Source organism: Streptomyces sp. NPDC088350, from assembly GCF_044753545.1.
Lineage (GTDB): Bacteria > Actinomycetota > Actinomycetes > Streptomycetales > Streptomycetaceae > Streptomyces.
In genome coordinates this window covers 540,658-562,753 of the sequence record NZ_JBIVNL010000007.1, presented here as the reverse complement: position 1 = coordinate 562,753, position 22,096 = coordinate 540,658, and the positions used below count along the sequence as shown (strand labels likewise).

Below are 22,096 nucleotides of genomic sequence, written 5' to 3'. Positions count from 1 at the left end.
GATTTGTCGTGCACGTCGCCATTCCCGGGGGAAAACATGGCCCGTGATCGCAAACCGTCCCGCCGCCGCGCCCGCCTCCTCACCGCCTCCACGGCCGCGCTGACCCTCGCCGGGGTCGCTCTCACCGAGATTCCGGCCGCCGCCGCGAGCCCCGCGAAGGGCCACGACGTCTCCGCGCACCAGAAGAACGTCGACTGGCCGAGCGCGAAGGCGAAGGGCGCCACGTTCGTCTACGTCAAGGCGACCGAGTCCACCACCTACCGCAACCCCTACTTCGGGCAGCAGTACGACGGCGCCCGAGCCGCCGGCATCATCCGCGGCGCGTACCACTTCGCACTCCCGGACAAGTCGTCGGGCGCCACCCAGGCCGCGTACTTCGTGGCGCACGGCGGCGACTGGAAGGCGGACGGCTGGACGCTGCCGCCCGCGCTCGACATCGAATACAACCCGTACGACAAGAAGCACGGCTGCTACGGCCTCACCAAGGCCGGGATGGTCGGCTGGATCAAGGACTTCAGCGACGAGGTGAAGCGGGAGACCGGCCGCCGTCCGGTGATCTACACGACCGCCCACTGGTGGAACACCTGCACGGGCGACAGCACCGCCCTGGCCTCGACGCACGCGCTCTGGATCGCCCGCCACGAATCCGCGGACACGGGGTCGCTGCCCGCCGGATGGTCGTACTGGACCTTCTGGCAGTACGACAACAGCGGCAGCCTGCCGGGTGATCAGAATCTCTTCCACGGGACGGCGAGCCGACTGAGGAAGTTCACCCGGGGTTACTAGGCGGTTCGGACACCGCAGGGACCCCCTCAGTTCATCTTCCGTTCATCCAGGTTGCCTACGGTCAACGCGCCAATGACCTCGAACGATTGCCTGGGTAAATGGAAAACTTCTCGCTGATCCTCGCGATTGTGGTGGTAACCGCACTCGCGTTTGATTTCACGAACGGTTTCCACGACACCGCCAACGCGATGGCCACCACCATCTCGACCGGTGCGCTCAAGCCCAAGGTCGCGGTGGCCATGTCGGCCGCCCTCAACCTGGTGGGCGCTTTTCTCTCCGTGGAGGTCGCCAACACGATCTCCAAGGGGCTCGTCGATGAGAGCGGCATCCGTCCCGAGGTCATTTTCGCCGCCCTGGTCGGCGCGATCCTCTGGAACCTGGTGACCTGGCTCGTCGGCCTGCCGTCCAGTTCCTCGCACGCCCTGATGGGCGGCCTGATCGGTGCCACCATCGCCTCCGCCGGCACCGGTGCGGTGCACGGCGATGTCCTGGTCACCAAGGTGCTGCTGCCGGCGGTCGCCGCCCCGATCGTCGCGGGCGTCGCGGCGATGCTGGCCACCCGGTTCTCGTACGCGCTGAGCCGGAACGCGAACGGCAAGGCCGCCGACAAGGGCTTCCGGGTCGGCCAGATCGCCTCCGCCGGACTGGTCTCGCTGGCGCACGGCACGAACGACGCGCAGAAGACGATGGGCATCATCACCCTCGCCCTGGTCGCCGGCGGTTCCCTCGCCCCCGACTCGGACCCGCCCACCTGGGTCATCCTCTCCGCGGGCCTGGCCATCGCGATGGGCACGTACATCGGCGGCTGGCGCATCATCCGCACCATGGGCAAGGGCCTGACCGACCTCCGGCCGCAGCAGGGCTTCGCCGCCCAGACCAGCGCCGCCGCGGTCATCCTGGCCTCCTCGCACATCGGCTTCTCCCTGTCCACCACGCACGCCGTCTCCGGCTCGGTGATGGGCGCGGGCCTCGGCCGCAAGGGCGGTGTCGTCCGCTGGTCGACCGCCACCCGGATGTTCGTCGCCTGGGGCCTGACGCTGCCGGCCGCCGCGCTGGTCGGCGCGCTCGCCGAGTCCGTGACCGGCCTCGGCGACTGGGGCACCGCGCTGGTGGCCGTCTTCCTGGTCGCCTCCAGCGCCGCGATCTGGCTGCTCTCCCGCCGCCAGGTGGTCGACGCCTCGAACGTCAACGAGGTCGAGGAGCCGCCCGGCGTGGTCACCGCCGCGATCGCCGCCGTGACCCCGCCCCCGTCGGTCGCCCTCTCCGAGGGCCTCACGGCGACGATCCCCTCGCCGCCCGTGAACCCGGCCCCCGTCGCCACGTCCGACCCGGCGACCCCGCCGGCCGCCGCCGTCTGAGCCCGGACACCCGGTCAAGAAGGAACAAGAAAGAAGCAGAAGCATGCACATCGACTGGGCGGCCCTCGGCTCCGTCTTCGGCGTCAGCCTCGTGTCCACCGTGGCCCTCGTGGCCGTCTTCACCCTCGGCATCACCGCCCTCTCCCACCGCGAACGGGCCACCGCCCAGGGCGACTCCGCGAACCTCGCGCTGACCGGCGCGTACGCCTGCTTCGCGGCCTGCGCGGCGGCGGTGGCGTACGGGATCTATCTCATCGTGGCCTGACCGGCCGCCAGTTGGACCCACCGTGGGGGGGGGGGGGGGGGGGCCCCCCCCCCCCCCCCCCCCCCCCCCCCCCCCCCCCCCGGGGGGGGGGGCGCCCCCCCCCCCCCCCCCCCACCCCACGCTTTCGTGACCCGCCGACGGCGGACGTGTGGGCATCAGCACACTCCTCCCCCGCAGGTCAACGGCAAGTTGACGCCCCTTCCAACACCGTGGTGGACTGCCGGAGCCATATACGGCGGCAGGAGAGGAAGCCGGTGCGAATCCGGCGCGGTCCCGCCACTGTCACCGGGGTAGGTAGCCCCGGGAGCCAGGAACTCTCACCGCCGGTCTCGTCGAACCAGGGCGTGGACACCCTGAGTGAGGACATGTCGCCATGCTCGGCTGCCGATTGAGCTCCAGTACCAGCGCAGTGCCCGACTCCGCGATCGGCTGAGCCGATGCGTGCCGATCGCGTCTTCGCGTACGGCGCCGCCGCCGGCCTTCTCGGCGACCACCTGCTCGGCGATCCTCGCCGCGGGCATCCGGTCGCCGCGTTCGGCCGCGCCGCGAGCGCCGTGGAACAGGTGCTGTGGCGCGACCACCGCGGGTGGGGCGCCCTGCACACCACCGTGTGCGTGGGTGGCACCGTCGCCCTCGCCGCCGTAGCCACTTCGGTCCTACGACCTTCCCGTACGGCCTCTGCCGCGCTCACCGCCGCCGCCACCTGGGCCGTCGTCGGCGGGAGCTCCCTGGCCCGCGAGGCCGGGGTCATCGGGCGCGCGCTGGAGGCAGGCGACATCGATGCGGCTCGGGCACGCCTGCCCCACCTCTGCGGGCGGGACCCCCAATCCCTCGACGCCGACGGGATCGCCCGGGCCGTCGTCGAGTCCGTCGCCGAGAACACGTCCGACGCGGTGGTGGGCGCCCTGGTGTGGGGCGGCATCGCGGGTGTCCCGGGGCTGCTCGGCTTCCGGGCCGTGAACACCCTCGACGCCATGGTCGGCCACAAGTCGGCCAAGTACCGCCGCTACGGCTGGGCTTCGGCCCGCCTCGACGACATCGCCGGCTGGCCGGGCGCCCGCCTCACCGCCGTCCTCGCGACCGTCGCGGGCGGCGACCCGCGCGGCGCCGCCCGCGCCTGGCGCACCGACGCCCGCAGACACCCCAGCCCCAACGCCGGTCCCGTGGAGGCCTCCTTCGCGGGCGCCCTCGGCGTCCGGCTGGGCGGGACGCTCTCCTACGGCGGCCGGGTCGAGCACCGGCCCGTGCTCAACGGCGACGGACGCGCCGTCGCCGTACCGGACATCGCGCGTGCCGTACGGCTGTCCCGGCGCGTCGGTCTGCTCGCGCTCGGCGTCAGTGTCGCCGGGCGGCTCCTCGTGAAGGGACGGACGTCATGAGCGGCGGCGGACTGCTGGTCGCCGGCACCACCTCGGACGCCGGGAAGAGTGTCGTCACCGCCGGGATCTGCCGGTGGCTGGTGCGGCAGGGCGTGAAGGTGGCGCCGTTCAAGGCGCAGAACATGTCCCTGAACTCGTTCGTGACGCGGGAGGGCGCGGAGATCGGGCGGGCGCAGGCCATGCAGGCACAGGCGTGCCGTATCGAGCCGACCGCGCTGATGAATCCCGTCCTGCTGAAGCCGGGGAGCGACCGGACCAGTCAGGTCGTTCTCATGGGCAAGCCAGTTGGCGAGATGAGTGCGCGCGGCTATCACGGCGGGCGACAGGAGGCGCTGCTCGGGACCGTGCTGGACTGTCTCGCCGAGTTGCGGGGCACGTATGACGCGGTGATCTGTGAGGGGGCCGGCAGTCCCGCCGAGATCAATCTGCGGCGGACCGACATCGTGAACATGGGCATCGCGCGCAATGCCGGGCTGCCCGTTCTCGTCGTCGGCGACATCGACCGCGGGGGCGTCTTCGCCTCCTTCTTCGGGACCGTCGCGCTGCTGTCCCCCGAGGACCAGGCGTTCGTCGCCGGGTTCCTCGTCAACAAGTTCCGGGGCGATGTGTCGTTGCTGGAACCGGGGTTGGAGATGCTGCACGGCCTCACCGGGCGGCGGACGTACGGCGTGCTGCCGTTCCGGCACGGGCTCGGGATCGACGAGGAGGACGGGCTGCGGATCTCGCTGCGCGGGACCGTCCGCGAGTCGAACACCGCCCCGCCGGTCGGCGAGGACGTGCTGCGGGTCGCCGTCTGCGCGATCCCCCTCATGTCCAACTTCACCGACGTGGACGCGCTGGCCGCCGAACCGGGCGTCGTGGTGCGGTTCGTGGACCGGCCCGAGGAACTGGCCGACGCCGATCTCGTCGTGATCCCCGGCACCCGGGGCACGGTGAAGGCGCTGGAGTGGCTGCGGGAGCGGGGACTCGCGGACGCGATCGTCCGCCGGGCCGCCGAACAGCGCCCGGTCCTCGGCATCTGCGGCGGCTTCCAGATCCTCGGCGAGCACATCGAGGACGAGGTCGAGAGCCGGCAGGGTTCGGTCGACGGGCTCGGGGTGCTGCCGCTGCGCGTGCGGTTCGCGCGCGAGAAGACCCTCACCCGGCCGGTGGGGGAAGCCCTCGGCGAGCCGGTCGAGGGGTACGAGATCCATCACGGGGTCGCCCAACTCACCGGAGGCGAAGCCTTCTTGGACGGGTGCCGGGCCGGCCAGACCTGGGGGACCCACTGGCACGGCTCGCTGGAGTCGGACGGGTTCCGGCGGGCGTTTCTGCGCGAGGTGGCAGCTGCCGCGGGCCGCCGGTTCACGCCGGCCGCCGACACCTCGTTCGCCGCGCTGCGCGAGGAGCAGCTCGACCGGCTCGGCGACCTCATCGAACAGCACGCGGACACGGACGCGCTGTGGCGGCTCATCGAGTCCGGCGCGCCGCAAGGACTGCCTTTCATTCCACCGGGAGCGCCCGCATGAGCACAGTGTTGTTGTTGTCGACCGCCGACACGGATCTGCTGGCGGCGCGTGCCTCCGGCGCCGGGTACCGAATCGGCAACCCGTCCCGCGTGGACGCCACCGAGGAGCTGCCCGCGCTGATCGCGGGCGCGGACATCGCCGTCGTACGACTGCTCGGCGGCAAGCGGGCCTGGGAGGACGGGCTGGCCGCGCTGAAGGCCTCGGGCATCCCGACCGTGCTGCTGGGCGGGGAGAGCGTCCCGGACGCCGAGTTGATGGCCGAGTCGTCGGTACCGGCGGGTGTGGTCGCCGAGGCGCTCAGGTACCTCGTCGAGGGCGGCCCCGACAACCTCACCGAACTCGCCCGCTTCCTCTCCGACACCGTGCTGCTCACCGGCGAGGGCTTCGAAGAGCCGCAGAAGATGGCCGAGTTCGGCGTCCACGGCGAGCGTGCCTTCGTCGAGGGACGGCCGACGGTCGGCGTGCTCTTCTACCGGGCGCATCACCTCTCCGGCAACACCGCCTTCGTGGACACCCTGTGCGAGCAGATCGAGACGAAGGGCGCCAACGCCCTTGCCGTGTACTGCGGTTCGCTGCGCGGCGCCGACTCCGGGCTGTACGAGATCCTCGGCACGGCGGACGCGCTGATCGCCACCGTCCTCGCCTCCGGCGGTACGCACGCCTCGCAGGCCTCGGCCGGCGGTGACGAGGAGGCGTGGGACATCGGGGCGCTCGCCGACCTCAACGTGCCTGTGCTGCAAGGGCTTTGCCTTACGTCGTCCAGGGCCGCCTGGGACGAGTCCGATGCCGCGCTCTCCCCCATGGACGCGGCGATGCAGGTCGCGATCCCCGAGTTCGACGGACGGCTGATCACGGTCCCGTTCTCCTTCAAGGAGCAGGGTCCGGACGACGTCCCGGTGTACGTCGCCGACCCCGAGCGGGCCGCGCGGGTCGCCGGAATCGCCGTACGGCACGCGAAGTTGAAGCACAAGCCGAACGCCGAGAAGAAGCTCGCGGTCGTCTTCACCGCCTATCCGACCAAGCACTCGCGCGTCGGCAACGCGGTCGGCCTCGACACCCCCGCCTCGGCGATCCGGGTGCTGGACGCGCTGCGGGACGCCGGGTACGGGGTCGACGAACACCCGGACAACGGGGACGAGTTGATCCACCGGCTCATCAACGCCGGTGGGCACGACGTGGAGTGGCTGACGGAGGAGCAGCTGGCCGCCGCGCCCGCGCGGGTGCCGCTGGCCGACTACCGGGCGTGGTTCGACAAGCTCGAACCGGACCTCAGGCAGGGCATGTTGGACGCGTGGGGCGAGCCGCCCGGCAACCTCTACGTCGACGGCGACGACATCGTGCTCGCATCCCTCCAGTTCGGGAACGTCGTGGTCATGATCCAGCCGCCGCGCGGCTTCGGCGAGAACCCGATCGCGATCTACCACGACCCCGACATGCCTCCGTCGCACCACTACATGGCCGCGTACCGCTGGCTGGACAACAGCTTCGGCGCGGACGCGATCATCCACATGGGCAAGCACGGCACCATGGAATGGCTGCCGGGCAAGGGACTTGGGCTCAGCAGCGGCTGCGCGCCCGACGCCGTGCTCGGTGAACTCCCCCTGATCTACCCGTTCATCGTCAACGACCCCGGCGAGGGCACCCAGGCCAAGCGGCGCGGGCACGCCACGGTCGTCGACCACCTGGTGCCGCCGATGGCGCGTGCCGACACGTACGGCGACCTCGCGAAGCTGGAGCAACTCCTCGACGAGTACGCCATGGTGTCCGACCTGGACCCGACGAAGGCCCCGGCCGTGCGTGCGCAGATCTGGACGCTGGTGAAGGCGGCCGAGCTGCACCACGACCTGCATGTGGACGACCAGCCGGACGACGCGGCGTTCGACGAGTTCGTGATGCACATCGACGGCTATCTCTGCGAGATCAAGGACGTGCAGATCCGCGACGGACTGCACATCCTCGGCGGCGGCCCGGTCGGCGAAGCACGCGTGAACCTCGTGCTCGCCGTGCTGCGCGCCTCGCAGGTGTGGGGCGGGCAGGCGAACGCGCTGCCGGGTCTGCGGGCCGCGCTGGCGCAGCACTTCGGCCTGGTCGAGAAGGAGTTGCTGGCCGAGCCGGGCGCGCCGGTGAAGGTGCCGGTGGAGCTGAGCGAGTTGGTCGACGGGCCCGCCCGTTCCGCCGCCGACGCGGTCGATCTGCTGGAGCAGCTGTGCCGCCGGTTCGCGGAGGGCATGGAGGCCCAGGAGTGGGACGTCACCGCCGTTCCGGCGCTCGTCCGTGCCGTCATCGGCGCCGAACTCCCGGACGCCGTCGCGGTGTTGGAGTTCGCCTGCGACGAGGTCGTGCCCCGGCTCACCCGGACCACCGACGAGATCGACCACATCCTCCTCGCGCTCGACGGCGGTTACGTCCCGGCCGGCCCGTCGGGCTCCCCGACCCGGGGCCTGGTCAACGTCCTGCCGACCGGCCGGAACTTCTACTCGGTCGACCCCAAGGCCATTCCGTCCAGGCTGAGTTGGGAGGTCGGGCAGTCGCTGGCCGACTCGCTCGTGCAGCGGTACCTCCAGGACACTGGCGAGTTCCCCAAGTCGGTCGGCCTCACGGTGTGGGGTACGTCGGCGATGCGCACCCAGGGTGACGACATCGCCGAGATCCTCGCGCTGCTGGGCTGCCGTCCGGTCTGGGACGACGCCTCGCGCCGGGTGACCGGCTTCGAGATCGTGCCCGTCACGGAGCTGGGCCGGCCGCGCATCGACGTCACGGTGCGGATCTCCGGCTTCTTCCGGGACGCGTTCCCGCACGTCGTCGGGCTGATCGACGACGCGGTGCGGGCGGTGGCCGAGCTGGAGGAGCCGCCCGAGTCCAACTACGTCCGCGCGCACGCCGACGAGGACACCGCCGAGCACGGCGACCGGCGCCGGGCCACGGCCCGTATCTTCGGCTCCAAGCCGGGCGCGTACGGCGCCGGTCTGCTGCCGCTGATCGACGCGCGCAACTGGCGCAGCGACGCCGACCTCGCCGAGGTGTACGCGGTGTGGGGCGGATACGCCTACGGGCGCGGCCTCGACGGGCGGGCGGCGCGCGGGGACATGGAGACGGCGTTCAGGCGAATTGCCGTGGCCGCCAAGAACGTTGACACCCGCGAGCACGATCTCGTCGACGCCGACGACTACTTCCAGTACCACGGCGGCATGGTCGCCATGGTCCGCCACCTCACGGGCACCTCCCCCGAGGCGTACGTGGGCGACTCCGCGACCCCGGACCAGGTGAAGACCCGCACGCTGGGCGAGGAGACGCACCGGGTGTTCCGGGCGCGTGTCGTCAACCCCCGCTGGATGGCGGCGATGCGGCGGCACGGGTACAAGGGCGCCTTCGAGATGGCGGCGACCGTCGACTACCTCTTCGGCTACGACGCGACGGCCGGGGTCGTCGACGACTGGATGTACGAGAAGCTCAGCGCGGAGTACGTCTTCGACCCGGAGAACCGGGACTTCATGAAGAAGTCCAACCCGTGGGCGCTGCGCGGCATCACGGAACGGCTCCTCGAAGCCGCCGAGCGCGGTCTGTGGGCCGAGCCGGACGCGGACACGCTGGAACGACTGCGGGCCACCTACCTGGAGCTCGAAGGCGACCTGGAGGGCGACGACCAGTGACAACTCCCTTTCCGTTCACGGCCGTTGTCGGCCAGGACGACCTGCGGCTCGCGCTGCTGCTGAACGCCGTGTCGCCGGCGGTCGGCGGTGTGCTGGTGCGCGGCGAGAAGGGCACCGCCAAGTCGACGGCCGTACGCGCCCTTTCGGCGCTGCTGCCGGAGGTCACCGTCGTGCCCGGCTGCCGTTTCTCCTGCGACCCCGCCGCGCCCGACCCGGCCTGCCCGGACGGGCCGCACGAGACCGGACCCGGGGCCCAACGCCCCGCCCGCATGGTGGAGTTGCCGGTCGGCGCCTCGGAGGACCGGCTGGTCGGCGCGCTCGACATCGAGCGGGCCCTCTCCGAGGGCGTCAAGGCCTTCGAGCCGGGGCTCCTGGCCGACGCGCACCGGGGGATCCTGTACGTCGACGAGGTCAACCTCCTCCACGACCACCTGGTCGACCTGCTGTTGGACGCGGCGGCGATGGGCGCGTCGTACGTCGAACGCGAAGGCGTCTCCGTCCGGCATGCCGCCCGCTTCCTGCTCGTCGGCACCATGAACCCCGAAGAGGGCGAACTGCGACCGCAGTTGCTCGACCGGTTCGGGTTGACGGTGGAGGTCGCGGCCTCGCGGGAGCCCGATCAGCGGGTGGAGGTCGTGCGGCGCAGGCTCGCCTACGACGACGATCCGAACGGTTTCGCCACGCGCTGGGCGGACGAGGAGTCCTCCGTACGGGCGCGGATCATCGCCGCCCGTGCGCTGTTGCCGTCCGTACGGCTGGGCGACGGGGCGTTGCGGCAGATCGCGGCGACCTGTGCGGCCTTCGAGGTGGACGGTATGCGGGCCGACATCGTGATGGCGCGTACGGCGACCGCGCTGGCGGCCTGGGCCGGGCGGACGGATGTGCTCGCCGAGGACGTTCGGCAGGCCGCGCTGCTCGCGTTGCCGCACCGGCGGCGGCGAAATCCCTTTGACGCGCCCGGACTTGACGAGAACAAGCTCGACGAGACGCTGGAGGAGTTCGCGGAGCAGGAGCAGGAGCAGGGGCCCGAAGATGATGATCCGAGGCCTGACGGTCCCGACGGCCCGGGTGGCGGCGGCGGGCAATCGCCCGGGGACGACTCGGACGGTCCTCAGGGCGGTGACTCCGGTGCGCAGCCGGAAGCCGGCGAGGGCGGTCAGCCGCAGAACTCCGGCGAGCAGCAGCCCGTACGGGCCTCCGAGCCCTTCCGTACCAAGGCGTTGAGCGTGCCGGGAATCGGTGAGGGTGCCGCCGGGCGGCGTTCGCGGGCGCGGACCGAGCACGGGCGGACCACCGGGGCCCGGCGGCCCCAAGGGGCGCTCACCAAGCTGCACTTGGCGGCGACCGTGCAGGCCGCGGCGCCGCATCAGCTGGCGCGGGGGCGTTCCGGGCGTGGGCTGGTCGTGCGCCGGGACGATCTGCGGCAGGCGACGCGGGAGGGGCGTGAGGGCAACCTCGTGCTGTTCGTCGTGGACGCGTCCGGGTCGATGGCGGCCCGGCAGCGGATGAGTGCGGTGAAGGGGGCTGTGCTGTCGCTGCTGCTGGACGCCTATCAGCGGCGGGACAAGGTGGGCCTGGTGACTTTCCGGGGGGCGAGTGCCGATGTCGCGCTGCCTCCTACCTCGTCCGTGGACGCCGCCGCCGTACGGCTGGAGTCGTTGCCGACCGGGGGGCGTACGCCGCTCGCGGCCGGGCTGCTCAAGGCGCGTGACGTGCTGCGGGTGGAACGGTTGCGGGATCCCGCCAGGCGGGCGTTGGTGGTCGTGGTGACCGACGGGCGGGCCACGGGCGGGCCCGAGCCGGTCGCGCTCGCCGGGCGGGCCGCGCGGTTGTTCGCGGCCGACGGGGTCGCCTCCGTGGTCGTGGACTGCGAGTCGGGGCCCGTACGGCTGGGGCTGGCCGGGCAGTTGGCCGGCGAGCTGGAGGGGACGGCGGTGACGCTGGACGAGTTGCGGGCCGACTCGATCGCCGGCTTGGTGAAGGACGTACAGAGGAGGGCTGCGTAATGCCGCAGGGACAGCCGAGTGTCGTACCGGACGACGGGCTGACGACCCGTCAGCGCCGTAATCGGCCATTGGTGGTTGTGCACACCGGCGTGGGCAAGGGAAAGTCCACCGCCGCCTTCGGGCTCGCCCTGCGTGCCTGGAATCAGGGGTGGCCGATCGGGGTGTTCCAGTTCGTCAAGTCGGCGAAGTGGAAGGTCGGGGAGGAGAACGCCCTTCGGGTGCTGGGTGCTTCCGGCGAGGGCGGGTCCGTCGACTGGCACAAGATGGGCGAGGGGTGGTCGTGGGTGCAGCGCGACTCCCAGATGGACAACGAGGAGAAGGCCCGCGAGGGCTGGGAGCAGGTCAAGCGGGATCTCGCCGCCGAGACGTATCAGCTGTACGTGCTCGACGAGTTCGCCTACCCGATGCACTGGGGGTGGGTCGATGTCGATGAGGTGGTCGCTGTGCTGCGGGAGCGGCCCGGGACGCAGCATGTCGTGATCACCGGGCGGAACGCGCCCGAGAAGCTTGTCGACTTCGCCGATCTCGTGACCGACATGTCGAAGGTCAAGCACCCGATGGACACGGGGCAGAAGGGGCAGAGGGGCATCGAGTGGTGATGTCTTCTGTGCCTCGGCTGGTCATTGCCGCGCCCGCTTCGGGCAGCGGCAAGACCACCGTCGCCACGGGGTTGATGGCCGCGTTCGCCGCGCGGGGGCTCGCCGTGTCTCCGCACAAGGTCGGGCCGGACTACATCGACCCCGGGTACCACGCGCTCGCCACCGGGCGGGTGGGGCGGAACCTCGACGCGTACCTGTGCGGGCCGGAGTTGGTCGGTCCGCTGTTCGCCCACGGGGCGCGCGGGTGTGATCTCGCCGTCGTCGAGGGTGTGATGGGGATGTTCGACGGGGCCGCGGGGGAAGGGGAGTTGGCGTCCACCGCGCATGTGGCGAAGTTGCTGCGGGCGCCCGTTGTGCTTGTCGTCGACGCGTCTTCGCAGTCTCGGTCCGTTGCCGCGTTGGTGCACGGGTTTGCTTCCTGGGATCCGGAGGTTCGGGTCGGGGGGGTGATTCTGAACAAGGTGGGGTCGGATCGGCACGAGGCGTTGTTGCGGGAGGCGTTGGACTCGGCGGGGATGCCGGTGTTGGGCGTGTTGCGGCGGGCGCCTCAAGTGGATACGCCTTCTCGGCATTTGGGGTTGGTGCCGGTCGCCGAGCGGCGGGGTGCGGCGGTGGGGGCTGTTGCCGCGATGGGGGCGCAGGTGGACGCCGGGTGTGACCTGGAGGCGTTGCTTGCGCTGGCGCGTAGCGCGGGTGCGTTGTCGTGTGCGGCTTGGGATGCGGGTGAGGTGCTGGCTGCTTCTTCGCCCCCGCCGCCCCTACCCGTCCCCTCCCTGGGGGCTGCGCCCCCAGACCCCCATCGGCCCGAAAGGCCTCGTCCTCAAACGCCGGACAGGCTAAAAATCGCCGTTGCCGGCGGAGCTGCCTTCAGCTTCTCCTACGCCGAGCACACCGAGCTCCTCACCGCCGCCGGTGCCGAGGTCGTCGTGTTCGACCCGCTCCGGGACGAGCGACTCCCGGACGGGACACACGGGTTGGTCATCGGGGGCGGGTTTCCCGAGGTGTACGGCGCCGAGCTGTCCGCCAACGAGCCGCTGCGCAAGGCCGTTGGCGCGCTCGCCGGGAGCGGGGCTCCGGTGGCCGCCGAGTGTGCCGGACTGCTGTATCTGTGCCGGGAGTTGGACGGGCGGCCGATGTGCGGGGTGCTGGATGCCTCCGCGCGGATGAGCGAGCGGCTGACGTTGGGGTATCGGGATGCCGTCGCGCTGAGCGACAGTGTGCTGGCCGTGGCCGGGACGCGGATGCGGGGGCACGAGTTTCATCGGACCGTCGTCGAGCCCGGCTCGGGGGCGGCTCCCGCCTGGGGGGTGCGCGCCCCTGACCGGCGGGTCGAAGGTTTCGTACAACAGGGTGTGCACGCGAGTTATCTGCACACGCACTGGGCGGCCGAGCCCGGTGTGGCCCGTCGGTTCGTGGAGAGGTGCCGGACGTCATGAGCAGCAGCAGGTTGATCGGAGTCGGGGTGGGTCCCGGGGATCCGGAGCTGGTGACCGTCAAGGGCGTCAACGCTCTGCGGGCCGCCGATGTCGTCGTCGTGCCGGTCATGGCTGCGTCTGATGGAAAAGACGGCGGTGAGCGGGGGCGGGCCGAGGCCACCGTGCTGCACTACGTGCCCGAGGAGAAGGTGCTGCGGGTCGTCTTCGCGCTCAACGAGCGGACCGACCGGGCCCGGCGCGAGGCCGCCTGGGATGCGGCCGGGGCGAAGGTCGCCGAGTTGCTCGCCGCGCACGAGGTCGTCGCGTTCGCCACCATCGGGGACCCCAACGTCTACTCCACCTTCACCTATCTCGCCCTGACCATCGGGGAGTCGGTGCCGGGGACCGTCGTCGAGACCGTGCCGGGAATCACCGCCATGCAGGATCTCGCCGCGCGTTCCGGGGCCGTACTCACCGAGGGGACCGAGCCGCTCACGCTGGTGCCGGTGACCGCCGGGTCCGCCGTGCTGAAGGACGCGTTGGCGGGGCCGGGGACGGTCGTGGCGTACAAGTTCGGGCGGCAGGCCGGTGAGGTCGCCGAGGCGTTGCGGGAGACCGGGCGGATCGAGGACGCGGTGTGGGGGTCGGCGCTCGGGCTGCCCGAGGAGTCGATCCGGCCCGCCGCCGAGCTGGACGGGGAGCCGTTGCCCTATCTGTCGACGCTCATCGCACCCGCGCGGCGCGAGGGCGGGCGGGGCGGGAAGTTGTGACCGGTCGTACAGGACGTGGGTCAGGCCGCGAGGCCTACCACCAGCCAGATGAACGCCGCTCCCGCGACCGTGCACAGCAGCGTCGCGGGTGCGGGGTGTTCGTGGTGGGCCTCGGGGAGGATCTCGGCGGCGGCGAGGTAGAGGAGCACGCCACCGAAGAAGCCGAGATAGCCGCCGAGCAGCGGGGCCGGGACGGTCAGGAACGCCGTCGAGGCGGCGCCGGCCACCGGGGCCGCCGCGTCCGCGACCAGCATCGCGATGGCCTTGCGACGGGCGTTGCCGTACAGGCTCGTGATCGTGTACGTGTTGAAGCCGTCCGCGAAGTCATGGGCGACGACCGCGAGCGCGACCGCCGTGCCCATGCCCCCGCCGACCTGGAAGGCGGCGCCGATCGCGACACCGTCCATGAAGCTGTGCCCGACCATCGCGGCGGCTGCCGTGAGGCCCACTTCGGGCGCGCGGCCGTTGTTCTCCTCCGCGCCGTGCGCGGCCTGGCGGGCGGCGAGCAGGCGTTCGACCAGATGGGCCACGAGGAAACCGGCCACGAAGAGCAGCAGGGCGGCCGGTACGCCGAAGACCTCGCGGCCCGCCGCACGCAGCGCCTCCGGCAGCAGGTCGAGGCCGACCACGCCCAGCATCAGGCCGCCGGCCAGGCCCAGGACGAGATGACGGCGGTCGGTCACACGCTGCGCCGTCCAGCCGCCGGCCAGCGTCATCAGGAACGCGCCGAGCGCGACGAAGACCGCCATAGTCCCCTTGCTATCCGATCAACCCCTGTTCGCGCACATCCTGGACCACTCCACCCCCACGTGTACTGACGTTCCCGTTCTGTTTGTCCCGCTTGAGAGGATCCGACCCCATGGCCGATGCCGTTGCCGATACCCCCACCGGCAAGGTGACCTTCGTCGGTGCCGGCCCCGGCGCCGCCGACCTGCTGACGTTCCGTGCCGCGCGCGCCATCGCCGAGGCCGACGTCGTGATCTGGGCGGCCAGCCTGGTGCAGGCGGAGGTTCTCGACCACGCGCGCGAGGGCGCCGAGATCCTGGACTCGGCGACCATGTCCCTGGAGGACGTCGTCGCCGTCTACGAGCGGGCCCACAGCGATGGGCTGCGCGTCGCCCGTATCCACTCCGGCGACCCGGCCCTGTGGGGCGGTACGCAGGAGCAGGTCGACCGGTGTGCCGAGATCGGGATCGCGACCGAGATCGTTCCCGGGGTTTCGGCCTTCTCCGCTGTCGCCGCCCTCGCGCAGCGCGAGCTGACGATTCCCGAGGTCGCGCAGTCGGTCGTCCTCACCCGGCTCGGCGGCGGCAAGACGCCGATGCCGCCCGGGGAGGAGGTGCGGGAGTTCGCGCGCCACGGGACGACCATGGCGATCTTCCTGTCGGCCGCGCGCAGCGGGCAGTTGGTGCGGGAGCTGCTGGAGGGCGGCTATCCGACGGAGACGCCCGTCGTCGTCGCCTACCAGGCGACCTGGCCCGAGGAACTGGTCGTGAAGTGCACGGTCGCCACGCTGGAGGAGACGGTCAAGGAGCACAAGCTCTGGAAGCACACCCTCTTTCTGGTCGGCCCGGCCCTCGACGCCCACGGCACCCGCTCGCACCTCTACCACCCGGGCCACTTCCACGGTTACCGCAAGGCCGACCCGGAGGCCCGCAGGGCCCTGCGCTCTCGGGGTGCGAGCACGTGATCGCCGTCGTGGGGATGGGGACGGGGGTTCGCGCCGTGGACGACGTGCTCGCCGGTGCGCGGCTCGTCGTGGGCGGGCGGCGGCATCTCGCCGCCGTCGCGGTCCCGGAGGGCGCCGAGCAGGTCGTCCTCGGTCCGCTCGCGCCCGCCCTCGACACCATCGAGGCCTACGTGGGGAAGGGCGAGCCCGTCGTCGTGCTCGCCTCGGGGGACCCCGGGTTCTTCGGGATCGTACGGGCGCTGGCGGAACGGTTCGGCAGCGATGCCCTCGACGTGCGGCCCGGAGTCTCCTCCGTCGCCACAGCCTTCGCCCGGCTCGGGCTGACCTGGGACGACGCGGTGGTGGTCAGCGCGCACGGACGCGATCTGCGTACGGCGGTCAACGCGTGCCGCGCGCATCCCAAGGTCGCCGTGCTGACCGGGCCGGGGGCCGGGCCCGCCGAACTGGGCGCCGCGCTCACCCACCGGGTCACCGGGAGGGTCCTCGTCGTCGCGTCCGCGCTGGGCTCCGGGGCGGAACAGGTGGAACGGGTCACGCCCGCCGAGGCCGCCGCCCGGGACTGGGGTACGGCGGTGAGTGTGGTCCTGTGTCTCGACGAGTCACGGGCGACGGGAGTCGTGCGGACGGTCGCCGGAGCCGCCGTCGGACCGGCCCGATGGGCGCTGGACGAGCGGGAGTTCGCGCACCGGGACTCGATGATCACCAAGTTCGAGGTACGGGCCCTGGCGCTGGCCCGGCTCGGGCCGCGGCTCGGCGAACTGGTCTGGGACGTCGGCTCGGGCTCCGGCTCCGTGGCCGTCGAGTGCGCGCGGCTCGGTGCCGCCGTCACCGCGGTCGAGAAGACCCGGGACGGTGTCGAGCGGATCCGCGCCAACGCCGAGGCGCACGGCGTCGATGTGCACACCGTGCACGGGGCGGCGCCGACCGTGCTGTCCGACCTGGACGATCCCGACGCCGTGTTCGTGGGCGGGGGCGGGCGCGAACTGCCCGCCATCGTCACCGCGTGCGCGCGGCGGGCCCGGCGGACCGTGGTCGTCGCGATGGCCGCGCTCGACCGGGTACCGGCGGTCCGCGAGGTGCTCGGCGGTGCCGGGTTCGCGGTCGACGGGGTGCTGTTGCAGTCGTCCCGGCTGGCGCCGCTGCCGGGTGACGTGACCCGGCTCGCGGCGACCAATCCCGTCTTTCTGCTGTGGGGCGTCCGGCCTCCGGCCTCTGTTGAAGGAGTTGCTCAGTGATCGGCCTCATCTCCGCCACCGCGGCGGGAGCGACGGCACGGGACCGGCTGGCCGCCGCGTGGCCGGACCGTACGCGCGTGTACGAGGGTCCCGTGGGGGACGCCGTCCGGGCCGCGTTCGCGGAGTGCGAGCAGCTCGTGTGTTTCCTGGCCACGGGAGCCGTTGTACGGCTGATCGCCCCGCTGTTGGGCGACAAGCGGACCGACCCGGGGGTCGTGTGCGTCGACGAGGGCGGCCGGTTCGCCGTGTCGCTGGTCGGCGGGCACGGCGGCGGGGCCAATGAACTCGCCGTGGAAGTGGCTGAGTTGCTCGCCGCCCGGCCCGTGGTGACCACGGCCACGGACGCGGTGGGTGTGCCCGGTCTCGACACGCTCGGGTTCCCTGCCGAGGGGGATGTCGCGGGCGTCTCGCGGGCTCTGCTCGACGGCGAACCGATCGCCCTGGAGGCCGAGTTGGCGTGGCCGCTGCCGCCGCTGAAGGTGTCGGACCACGGCTCCTACGTCATCCGCGTCACCGATCGTGCCGTCGAGCCCGTCGAGCGGGAGGTCGTGCTCCGGCCGCCGTCGCTCGTCGTCGGGGTCGGCGCTTCCAAGGGTGCGCCTGTGGACGAGGTGCTCGGGCTCGTCGAGAGTGCGGTACGTGACGCGGGGCTGTCCCTCGCGTCCCTCGCCGAACTCGCCACCGTCGACGCCAAGTCGGACGAGCCCGGCATCGTCGGGGCGGCTCAGCGGCTCGGGGTTCCGCTGGTGACCTACTCCGCCGAGGAGTTGGCCGCCGTGGACGTGCCCAACCCGTCCGACGCGCCCCTGGCCGCCGTGGGCACACCGTCCGTCGCGGAGGCCGCCGCGCTCGTACGGGGAGATGAACTCCTCGTCCCCAAGCGGAAGTCGGAGCGTGCCGACGGGCAGCCCGCGATGGCGACCTGTGCCGTCGTACGGCGGGTCGCGCGCGGGCGGCTCGCGGTGGTCGGGCTCGGGCCCGGCGCCCGGGATCTGCTCACCCCGCGCGCCAAGGCCGAACTCCGGCGCGCGGCCGTGCTCGTGGGGCTCGACCAGTACGTCGACCAGATCCGCGATCTGCTGCGGCCCGGGACCGTGGTCCTGGAGTCGGGGCTCGGCGCCGAGGAGGAACGGGCCCGTACGGCCGTCGCCGAGGCACGCAAGGGACAGGCCGTCGCGCTGATCGGCAGCGGTGACGCCGGGGTGTACGCGATGGCCTCGCCCGCGCTGGCGGAGGCGTCGGACGACATCGACGTGGTCGGAGTCCCGGGCGTGACGGCCGCGTTGGCCGCCGCCGCGATCCTCGGGGCGCCGCTCGGCCACGACCATGTGTCGATCAGCCTCTCCGACCTGCACACTCCGTGGGAGGTCATCGAGCGGCGGGTGCGGGCCGCGGCCGAGGCGGACATCGTGGTGACGTTCTACAACCCCCGCAGCCGGGGCCGTGATTGGCAGCTCCCCAAGGCCCTCGCGATCCTCGCCGAGCACCGGGAGCCGAGGACGCCGGTCGGTGTCGTACGGAACGCCTCGCGGGCGGACGAATCCAGCCGACTGACGACACTGGCGGCGCTCGACCCGGCGACGGTCGACATGATGACGGTGGTGACCGTGGGCAACACGGCGACCCGGGACATCGCGGGGCGCATGGTGACGCCGCGCGGCTATCGCTGGCAGGCAGCACAGACAGCCGAGGAGGCCGTCAAGTGAACGCTGTGGACCGTGTGGACCGCGTGGTTCATCCGATCGAGGTGGAGTCCTACCGGCGGATGCGCGCCCGTCTGGACACCTCGCACCTCCCGCCGCTGACCCGCGCGGTCGTCGAGCGGGTCGTCCACTCCGCCGCCGATCTGGAGTACGCGTCCGATCTCGTCCTGGACGAGGGCGAGTTGACGAAGGCGCACTCCGCGCTGCACGCGGGGGCGCCGGTGGTCGTGGACGTGGCGATGGTCGCGGCCGGGATCACCCGGCTCCGGACCGTGTGCCGGCTCAAGGACGCCAAGTCCGGGCCGGGGCTGACCCGTTCGGCGCACGCCATCCGGCTCGCCTACGAGGAGGTCGGGCCCGGCGCCCTCTGGGTGATCGGCAACGCGCCGACCGCCCTGGAGGAGTTGCTGAAGCTGGACGTCTCCCCCGCACTCGTCATCGGGCTGCCCGTCGGCTTCGTCGGCGCGGTCGAGTCCAAGGCCGCGTTGCGCGAGAGCGGGCTGCCCGCGGTGAGCAACGTGTCCGAGAAGGGCGGTTCGGCGGTGGCCGCGGCTGCCCTCAACGCCCTGCTGTATCACCCCACTTCACCTTCCGATTCACCTTCCGACTCGTACCATCAGGAGAAATCGTGACCACCCCGCCGCCCGCCCTGCTCATCGCCGGACACGGCACCCGGGACGAGGCCGGAGCCGAGGCGTTCCGGGACTTCGTAAGGGAGTTGGGCCGCCGTCATCCCGAACTGCCCGTCGCGGGCGGGTTCATCGAGCTGTCGCCGCCGCCGCTGGGCGACGCGGTGACCGAGCTGGTGGAGCGCGGGGTGCGCCGGTTCGCCGCCGTACCGCTGATGCTGGTGTCCGCCGGGCACGCCAAGGGGGACATCCCGGCGGCACTGGCCCGCGAGAAGGAGCGGCACGCGGGGATCTCGTACACGTACGGGCGTCCGCTGGGCCCGCATCCGTCGCTGCTGAAGGTGCTGGAGCGGCGGCTCGACGAGGCGCTCGGCGAGTCGGTGCGCACGCCCGCCGACCGGGCCGATGTGACCGTCCTGCTGGTGGGGCGCGGGTCGACCGACCCGGACGCCAACGCCGAGGTGCACAAGGCGGCGCGGCTGCTGTGGGAGGGGCGCGGATACGCGGGCGTGGAGCCGGCGTTCGTGTCGCTCGCGGCGCCGGACGTGCCGAGCGGCCTGGACCGGTGCGTGAAACTGGGCGCCCGGCGGATCGTCGTCCTGCCGTACTTCCTGTTCACCGGCATCCTGCCGGAGCGGGTGCGGCACCAGACGGAGGGCTGGGCGGCGGCGCACCCGGAGATCGACGTGCGGTCGGCCGAAGTCATCGGCCCGGAGCCGGAGTTGCTGGACCTGGTGATGGAGCGGTACCGGGAGGCGGTCAAGGGCGATCTGCGGATGAACTGCGACTCGTGCGTGTACCGCATCGCGCTGCCCGGCTTCGAGGACAAGGTGGGGCAGCCGCAGCAGCCGCACTTCCACCCGGACGACGACGGCCACCACGACGGTCACCACCACGGGCATCACCACCACGGTGGGCACGCCCATGCACACTGACAGAACCCACGGTGCCACGGACAGGGCCCACGATCTCCGCCATCACGGTGACGCCGAAGTCCGGGACGACGGCGCCCAGTTGACCGACCTCGCTGTGAACGTCCGCGCGGACACGCCCCCGGTGTGGCTGCGCGAGCGGATAGCCGGTTCGCTGGCCGGCCTCGCCGCCTACCCCGACGGGCGGGCGGCGCGGGCGGCGGTCGCGGCACGGCACGGGCTGCCGGTGGAACGGGTCCTGCTGACGGCCGGCGCCGCCGAGGCCTTCGTGCTGCTCGCCCGCGCGCTGAAGGTCCGTCAGCCGGTCGTCGTGCACCCGCAGTTCACGGAGCCGGAGGCGGCGCTGCGGGACGCGGGGCACTCGGTGGACCGCGTGCTGTTGCGGGAGGCGGACGGTTTCCGGCTGGATCCGGGGGCGGTCCCCGAGGACGCGGATCTGGTGTTGATCGGCAATCCGACGAACCCCACGTCCGTCCTCCACCCGGCTGCGGCGATCACTCGACTCGCGCGGCCGGGGCGGACGTTGGTGGTCGACGAGGCGTTCATCGACGCGGTGCCGGGCGAGCGCGAGGCCCTCGCGGACCGGACCGACGTGCCCGGTCTCGTGGTCCTCCGCAGCCTCACCAAGACCTGGGGTCTGGCGGGGCTGCGGATCGGCTACGTCCTTGCCGCCCCCGAGACGGTCTCGGAACTGGAGCGGGCCCAGCCGCTGTGGCCGGTGTCCACGCCCGCGCTCGCCGCGGCGGAGGCCTGCATGGAGCCGCGGGCTCTCGCCGAGGCCGCCCACGCCGCCCACCGGGTCGCCGCCGACCGGGCCCATCTCGTCGCCGGGCTGGCCGAGTTCGCCCCCGACGGACTCCGGGTCATGGAGCCCGCCGAGGGTCCCTTCGTCCTCGTCCGTGTCCCCAACGCGCTGGCCGTCCGGCGGCATCTGCGCGACCTCGGCTTCGCCGTGCGCCGTGGGGACACGTTTCCGGGGTTGGGCGGGGAGTGGCTGCGGTTGGCTGTGCGGGAGCGGGCTACGGTGAACCGGTTCTTGCAGGTGCTGGATCAGGCGGTGACGCTGGCGGGGAAGTGACGTCCCGCACCAGGGGGCTCCGCCCCCTGGTCCCCCGGCCTGTGCCCACCCGCGAGACGGGTCGGCGGGTGGGAAAGCAGTTGCCTCAGCCTCGACGGCGGCGCGCTGTCAGCACCGCTCCCCCGCCCAGCGCCAGCAACACCACCGCCCCACCCGCGACATACGGCGTCACGGAGCTGCCCCCCGTCTCGGCCAACCCCGCCTCCGCAGGCGCCCCCTGTGGCTTCGCGTCCGGCGCCGAAGCGACTTCGGGTGACTCACAAGTCGCCTGCGCCAAAGTCACCGCGCCCTCCACATCCGCCACGTTCAGCTTCAACGGGTTGACGGAGACCTTGAGTTCGAGGGCCGTGGCAGCCGCCGTACGGGACGTGGTCGACGTCTTGGACAGGTCGAGGCGGACCGAACCGACCCCCGGCACCTGAACCTCCGTAGGACCGCTCGCGGTCACCGTGACCCGCTTGCCGAGCACCGTCACCGCACCCGGCAGATGCGACGTGGCGACGGGCGCCTTCCCCGCCTCGCACGTCGCCTTCGACGTGACCGCGTCGATCTCGATGAGCGAGAGCAACGGCAGGCCGGGAACATGGAGCCGCGCGTGGGCGAGGTTCGTGTAACCCTCGGCCTTCGTCGCGGACACCGTCGCCCTCGCCGTGGCGACGTCCGCGCTGAGCACACTGAAGGGCTGCCCGCCGTTCACCCCGTCCAACTGGGCGGTGAGCGCGGTCTTTTCGGCACTCCGCGGCGCCTGGACCTCGTTGAGGGAGACTGCGAGCGGGACGTCCACGGTCTTGTTGAGCAGCGATACGTCGAGCCCGGTGCGCAGTACGACGGCGCTCGCGCGACCCTGGTCGGTTCTCGCGTGTGCGGACCCCGCGCCGGCCAGCGCCACGGGTCCGGCGGCGAGGGCGGTGGCCGTGGCCACGGTGGCCCAACGGCGTGCGGGCATGCGGAAGTTGGTGCCGTTCAAGGTGTGGGACCCCCAGAAGAGACATGCTTGGGACCCGGTAAGAATTACCCACGATGGGTGAACCGTCAGCGATCCCGGGTCACTTCACCCCATCGAGGGTTTTCCGTGAACGCATTCGAATCGCCT

18 protein-coding genes and 1 riboswitch are annotated in these 22,096 nt (G+C 72.1%); of the genes, 16 read left to right on the top strand and 2 right to left on the bottom strand.

What is annotated here, in order from left to right; all coding sequences use genetic code 11:
• The first annotated feature begins 36 nt into the window (after positions 1-36).
• From ACIQBL_RS27230 to cobI, 10 genes are all read left to right on the top strand, one after another.
• Entirely contained in the window at positions 37-786 is a 750-nt protein-coding gene (locus tag ACIQBL_RS27230; RefSeq protein ID WP_401945663.1) for a lysozyme, read from the top strand.
• Between the two features lie 98 nt (positions 787-884).
• On the top strand, positions 885-2,144 hold the full coding sequence (locus tag ACIQBL_RS27225; RefSeq protein WP_401945662.1) for an anion permease: 1,260 nt from the start codon (positions 885-887) through the stop codon (positions 2,142-2,144).
• Positions 2,145-2,187: 43 nt separating this feature from the next.
• Positions 2,188-2,409 (top strand): hypothetical protein, encoded by a 222-nt coding sequence (locus ACIQBL_RS27220; protein WP_401945660.1) that lies wholly within the window; start codon positions 2,188-2,190, stop codon positions 2,407-2,409.
• A gap of 195 nt (positions 2,410-2,604) precedes the next feature.
• A riboswitch (cobalamin riboswitch) is annotated at positions 2,605-2,747 on the top strand.
• A 99-nt stretch (positions 2,748-2,846) separates the two neighbouring features.
• Complete coding sequence (locus tag ACIQBL_RS27215; protein WP_401945659.1) at positions 2,847-3,788, top strand: cobalamin biosynthesis protein; 942 nt, start codon at positions 2,847-2,849, stop codon at positions 3,786-3,788.
• Positions 3,785-5,296, top strand: coding sequence for a cobyric acid synthase (locus ACIQBL_RS27210; protein WP_401945658.1), 1,512 nt, complete (start codon positions 3,785-3,787; stop codon positions 5,294-5,296). Before ACIQBL_RS27215 ends, ACIQBL_RS27210 begins: the two co-directional genes overlap by 4 nt.
• Positions 5,293-8,946, top strand: coding sequence for a cobaltochelatase subunit CobN (cobN, locus tag ACIQBL_RS27205; protein WP_401945656.1), 3,654 nt, complete (start codon positions 5,293-5,295; stop codon positions 8,944-8,946). The genes ACIQBL_RS27210 and cobN overlap by 4 nt, the downstream gene beginning before the upstream one ends.
• Positions 8,943-10,952 carry a putative cobaltochelatase gene (locus tag ACIQBL_RS27200; protein ID WP_401945654.1) on the top strand — a complete coding sequence of 670 codons (2,010 nt, stop codon included), beginning with the start codon at positions 8,943-8,945 and terminating at the stop codon, positions 10,950-10,952. Before cobN ends, ACIQBL_RS27200 begins: the two co-directional genes overlap by 4 nt.
• Positions 10,952-11,551, top strand: coding sequence for a cob(I)yrinic acid a,c-diamide adenosyltransferase (cobO, locus tag ACIQBL_RS27195; protein ID WP_401945653.1), 600 nt, complete (start codon positions 10,952-10,954; stop codon positions 11,549-11,551). Before ACIQBL_RS27200 ends, cobO begins: the two co-directional genes overlap by 1 nt.
• Positions 11,551-12,987, top strand: coding sequence for a cobyrinate a,c-diamide synthase (locus tag ACIQBL_RS27190; RefSeq protein WP_401945652.1), 1,437 nt, complete (start codon positions 11,551-11,553; stop codon positions 12,985-12,987). Before cobO ends, ACIQBL_RS27190 begins: the two co-directional genes overlap by 1 nt.
• A complete protein-coding gene (gene cobI, locus ACIQBL_RS27185) occupies positions 12,984-13,736 on the top strand; it encodes a precorrin-2 C(20)-methyltransferase (RefSeq protein ID WP_401945650.1) in 753 nt (250 codons plus the stop codon). The genes ACIQBL_RS27190 and cobI overlap by 4 nt, the downstream gene beginning before the upstream one ends.
• 20 nt (positions 13,737-13,756) lie before the next feature.
• Here cobI and ACIQBL_RS27180 read toward each other — a convergent pair whose 3' ends face one another.
• Positions 13,757-14,485, bottom strand: coding sequence for a ZIP family metal transporter (locus tag ACIQBL_RS27180; protein WP_401945649.1), 729 nt, complete (start codon positions 14,483-14,485; stop codon positions 13,757-13,759).
• 110 nt (positions 14,486-14,595) lie between these two features.
• Here ACIQBL_RS27180 and cobM point away from each other — a divergent pair, with 110 nt between their 5' ends.
• From cobM to cobC, 6 genes are read left to right on the top strand one after another with little or no spacing between them, the layout of a single operon-like run.
• A complete protein-coding gene (gene cobM / locus ACIQBL_RS27175) occupies positions 14,596-15,426 on the top strand; it encodes a precorrin-4 C(11)-methyltransferase (RefSeq protein WP_401945647.1) in 831 nt (276 codons plus the stop codon).
• Complete coding sequence (gene cbiE, locus ACIQBL_RS27170; RefSeq protein WP_401945646.1) at positions 15,423-16,661, top strand: precorrin-6y C5,15-methyltransferase (decarboxylating) subunit CbiE; 1,239 nt, start codon at positions 15,423-15,425, stop codon at positions 16,659-16,661. The genes cobM and cbiE overlap by 4 nt, the downstream gene beginning before the upstream one ends.
• Positions 16,658-18,367, top strand: coding sequence for a precorrin-3B C(17)-methyltransferase (cobJ, locus tag ACIQBL_RS27165; RefSeq protein WP_401945645.1), 1,710 nt, complete (start codon positions 16,658-16,660; stop codon positions 18,365-18,367). The genes cbiE and cobJ overlap by 4 nt, the downstream gene beginning before the upstream one ends.
• 14 nt (positions 18,368-18,381) lie before the next feature.
• The gene (locus ACIQBL_RS27160; protein ID WP_401945806.1) at positions 18,382-18,996 is read left to right on the top strand and encodes a precorrin-8X methylmutase; all 615 of its coding nucleotides are present in this window, start codon (positions 18,382-18,384) and stop codon (positions 18,994-18,996) included.
• Entirely contained in the window at positions 18,993-19,928 is a 936-nt protein-coding gene (locus tag ACIQBL_RS27155; protein WP_401945643.1) for a sirohydrochlorin chelatase, read from the top strand. The genes ACIQBL_RS27160 and ACIQBL_RS27155 overlap by 4 nt, the downstream gene beginning before the upstream one ends.
• On the top strand, positions 19,918-21,003 hold the full coding sequence (cobC, locus tag ACIQBL_RS27150) for an Rv2231c family pyridoxal phosphate-dependent protein CobC (RefSeq protein WP_401945642.1): 1,086 nt from the start codon (positions 19,918-19,920) through the stop codon (positions 21,001-21,003). Before ACIQBL_RS27155 ends, cobC begins: the two co-directional genes overlap by 11 nt.
• An 85-nt stretch (positions 21,004-21,088) precedes the next feature.
• Here cobC and ACIQBL_RS27145 read toward each other — a convergent pair whose 3' ends face one another.
• On the bottom strand, positions 21,089-21,970 hold the full coding sequence (locus ACIQBL_RS27145; RefSeq protein ID WP_401945640.1) for an SCO1860 family LAETG-anchored protein: 882 nt from the start codon (positions 21,968-21,970) through the stop codon (positions 21,089-21,091).
• Positions 21,971-22,096 lie beyond the last annotated feature (126 nt).

Coding starts and splice junctions, on each gene's coding strand:
- ACIQBL_RS27230 (WP_401945663.1), top strand. CDS start 37: ATGGCCCGTGATCGCAAACCGTCCCGCCGCCGCGCCCGCCTCCTCACC.
- ACIQBL_RS27225 (WP_401945662.1), top strand. CDS start 885: ATGGAAAACTTCTCGCTGATCCTCGCGATTGTGGTGGTAACCGCACTC.
- ACIQBL_RS27220 (WP_401945660.1), top strand. CDS start 2,188: ATGCACATCGACTGGGCGGCCCTCGGCTCCGTCTTCGGCGTCAGCCTC.
- ACIQBL_RS27215 (WP_401945659.1), top strand. CDS start 2,847: ATGCGTGCCGATCGCGTCTTCGCGTACGGCGCCGCCGCCGGCCTTCTC.
- ACIQBL_RS27210 (WP_401945658.1), top strand. CDS start 3,785: ATGAGCGGCGGCGGACTGCTGGTCGCCGGCACCACCTCGGACGCCGGG.
- cobN (WP_401945656.1), top strand. CDS start 5,293: ATGAGCACAGTGTTGTTGTTGTCGACCGCCGACACGGATCTGCTGGCG.
- cobO (WP_401945653.1), top strand. CDS start 10,952: ATGCCGCAGGGACAGCCGAGTGTCGTACCGGACGACGGGCTGACGACC.
- ACIQBL_RS27190 (WP_401945652.1), top strand. CDS start 11,551: ATGTCTTCTGTGCCTCGGCTGGTCATTGCCGCGCCCGCTTCGGGCAGC.
- cobI (WP_401945650.1), top strand. CDS start 12,984: ATGAGCAGCAGCAGGTTGATCGGAGTCGGGGTGGGTCCCGGGGATCCG.
- ACIQBL_RS27180 (WP_401945649.1), bottom strand. CDS start 14,485: ATGGCGGTCTTCGTCGCGCTCGGCGCGTTCCTGATGACGCTGGCCGGC.
- cobM (WP_401945647.1), top strand. CDS start 14,596: ATGGCCGATGCCGTTGCCGATACCCCCACCGGCAAGGTGACCTTCGTC.
- cobC (WP_401945642.1), top strand. CDS start 19,918: ATGCACACTGACAGAACCCACGGTGCCACGGACAGGGCCCACGATCTC.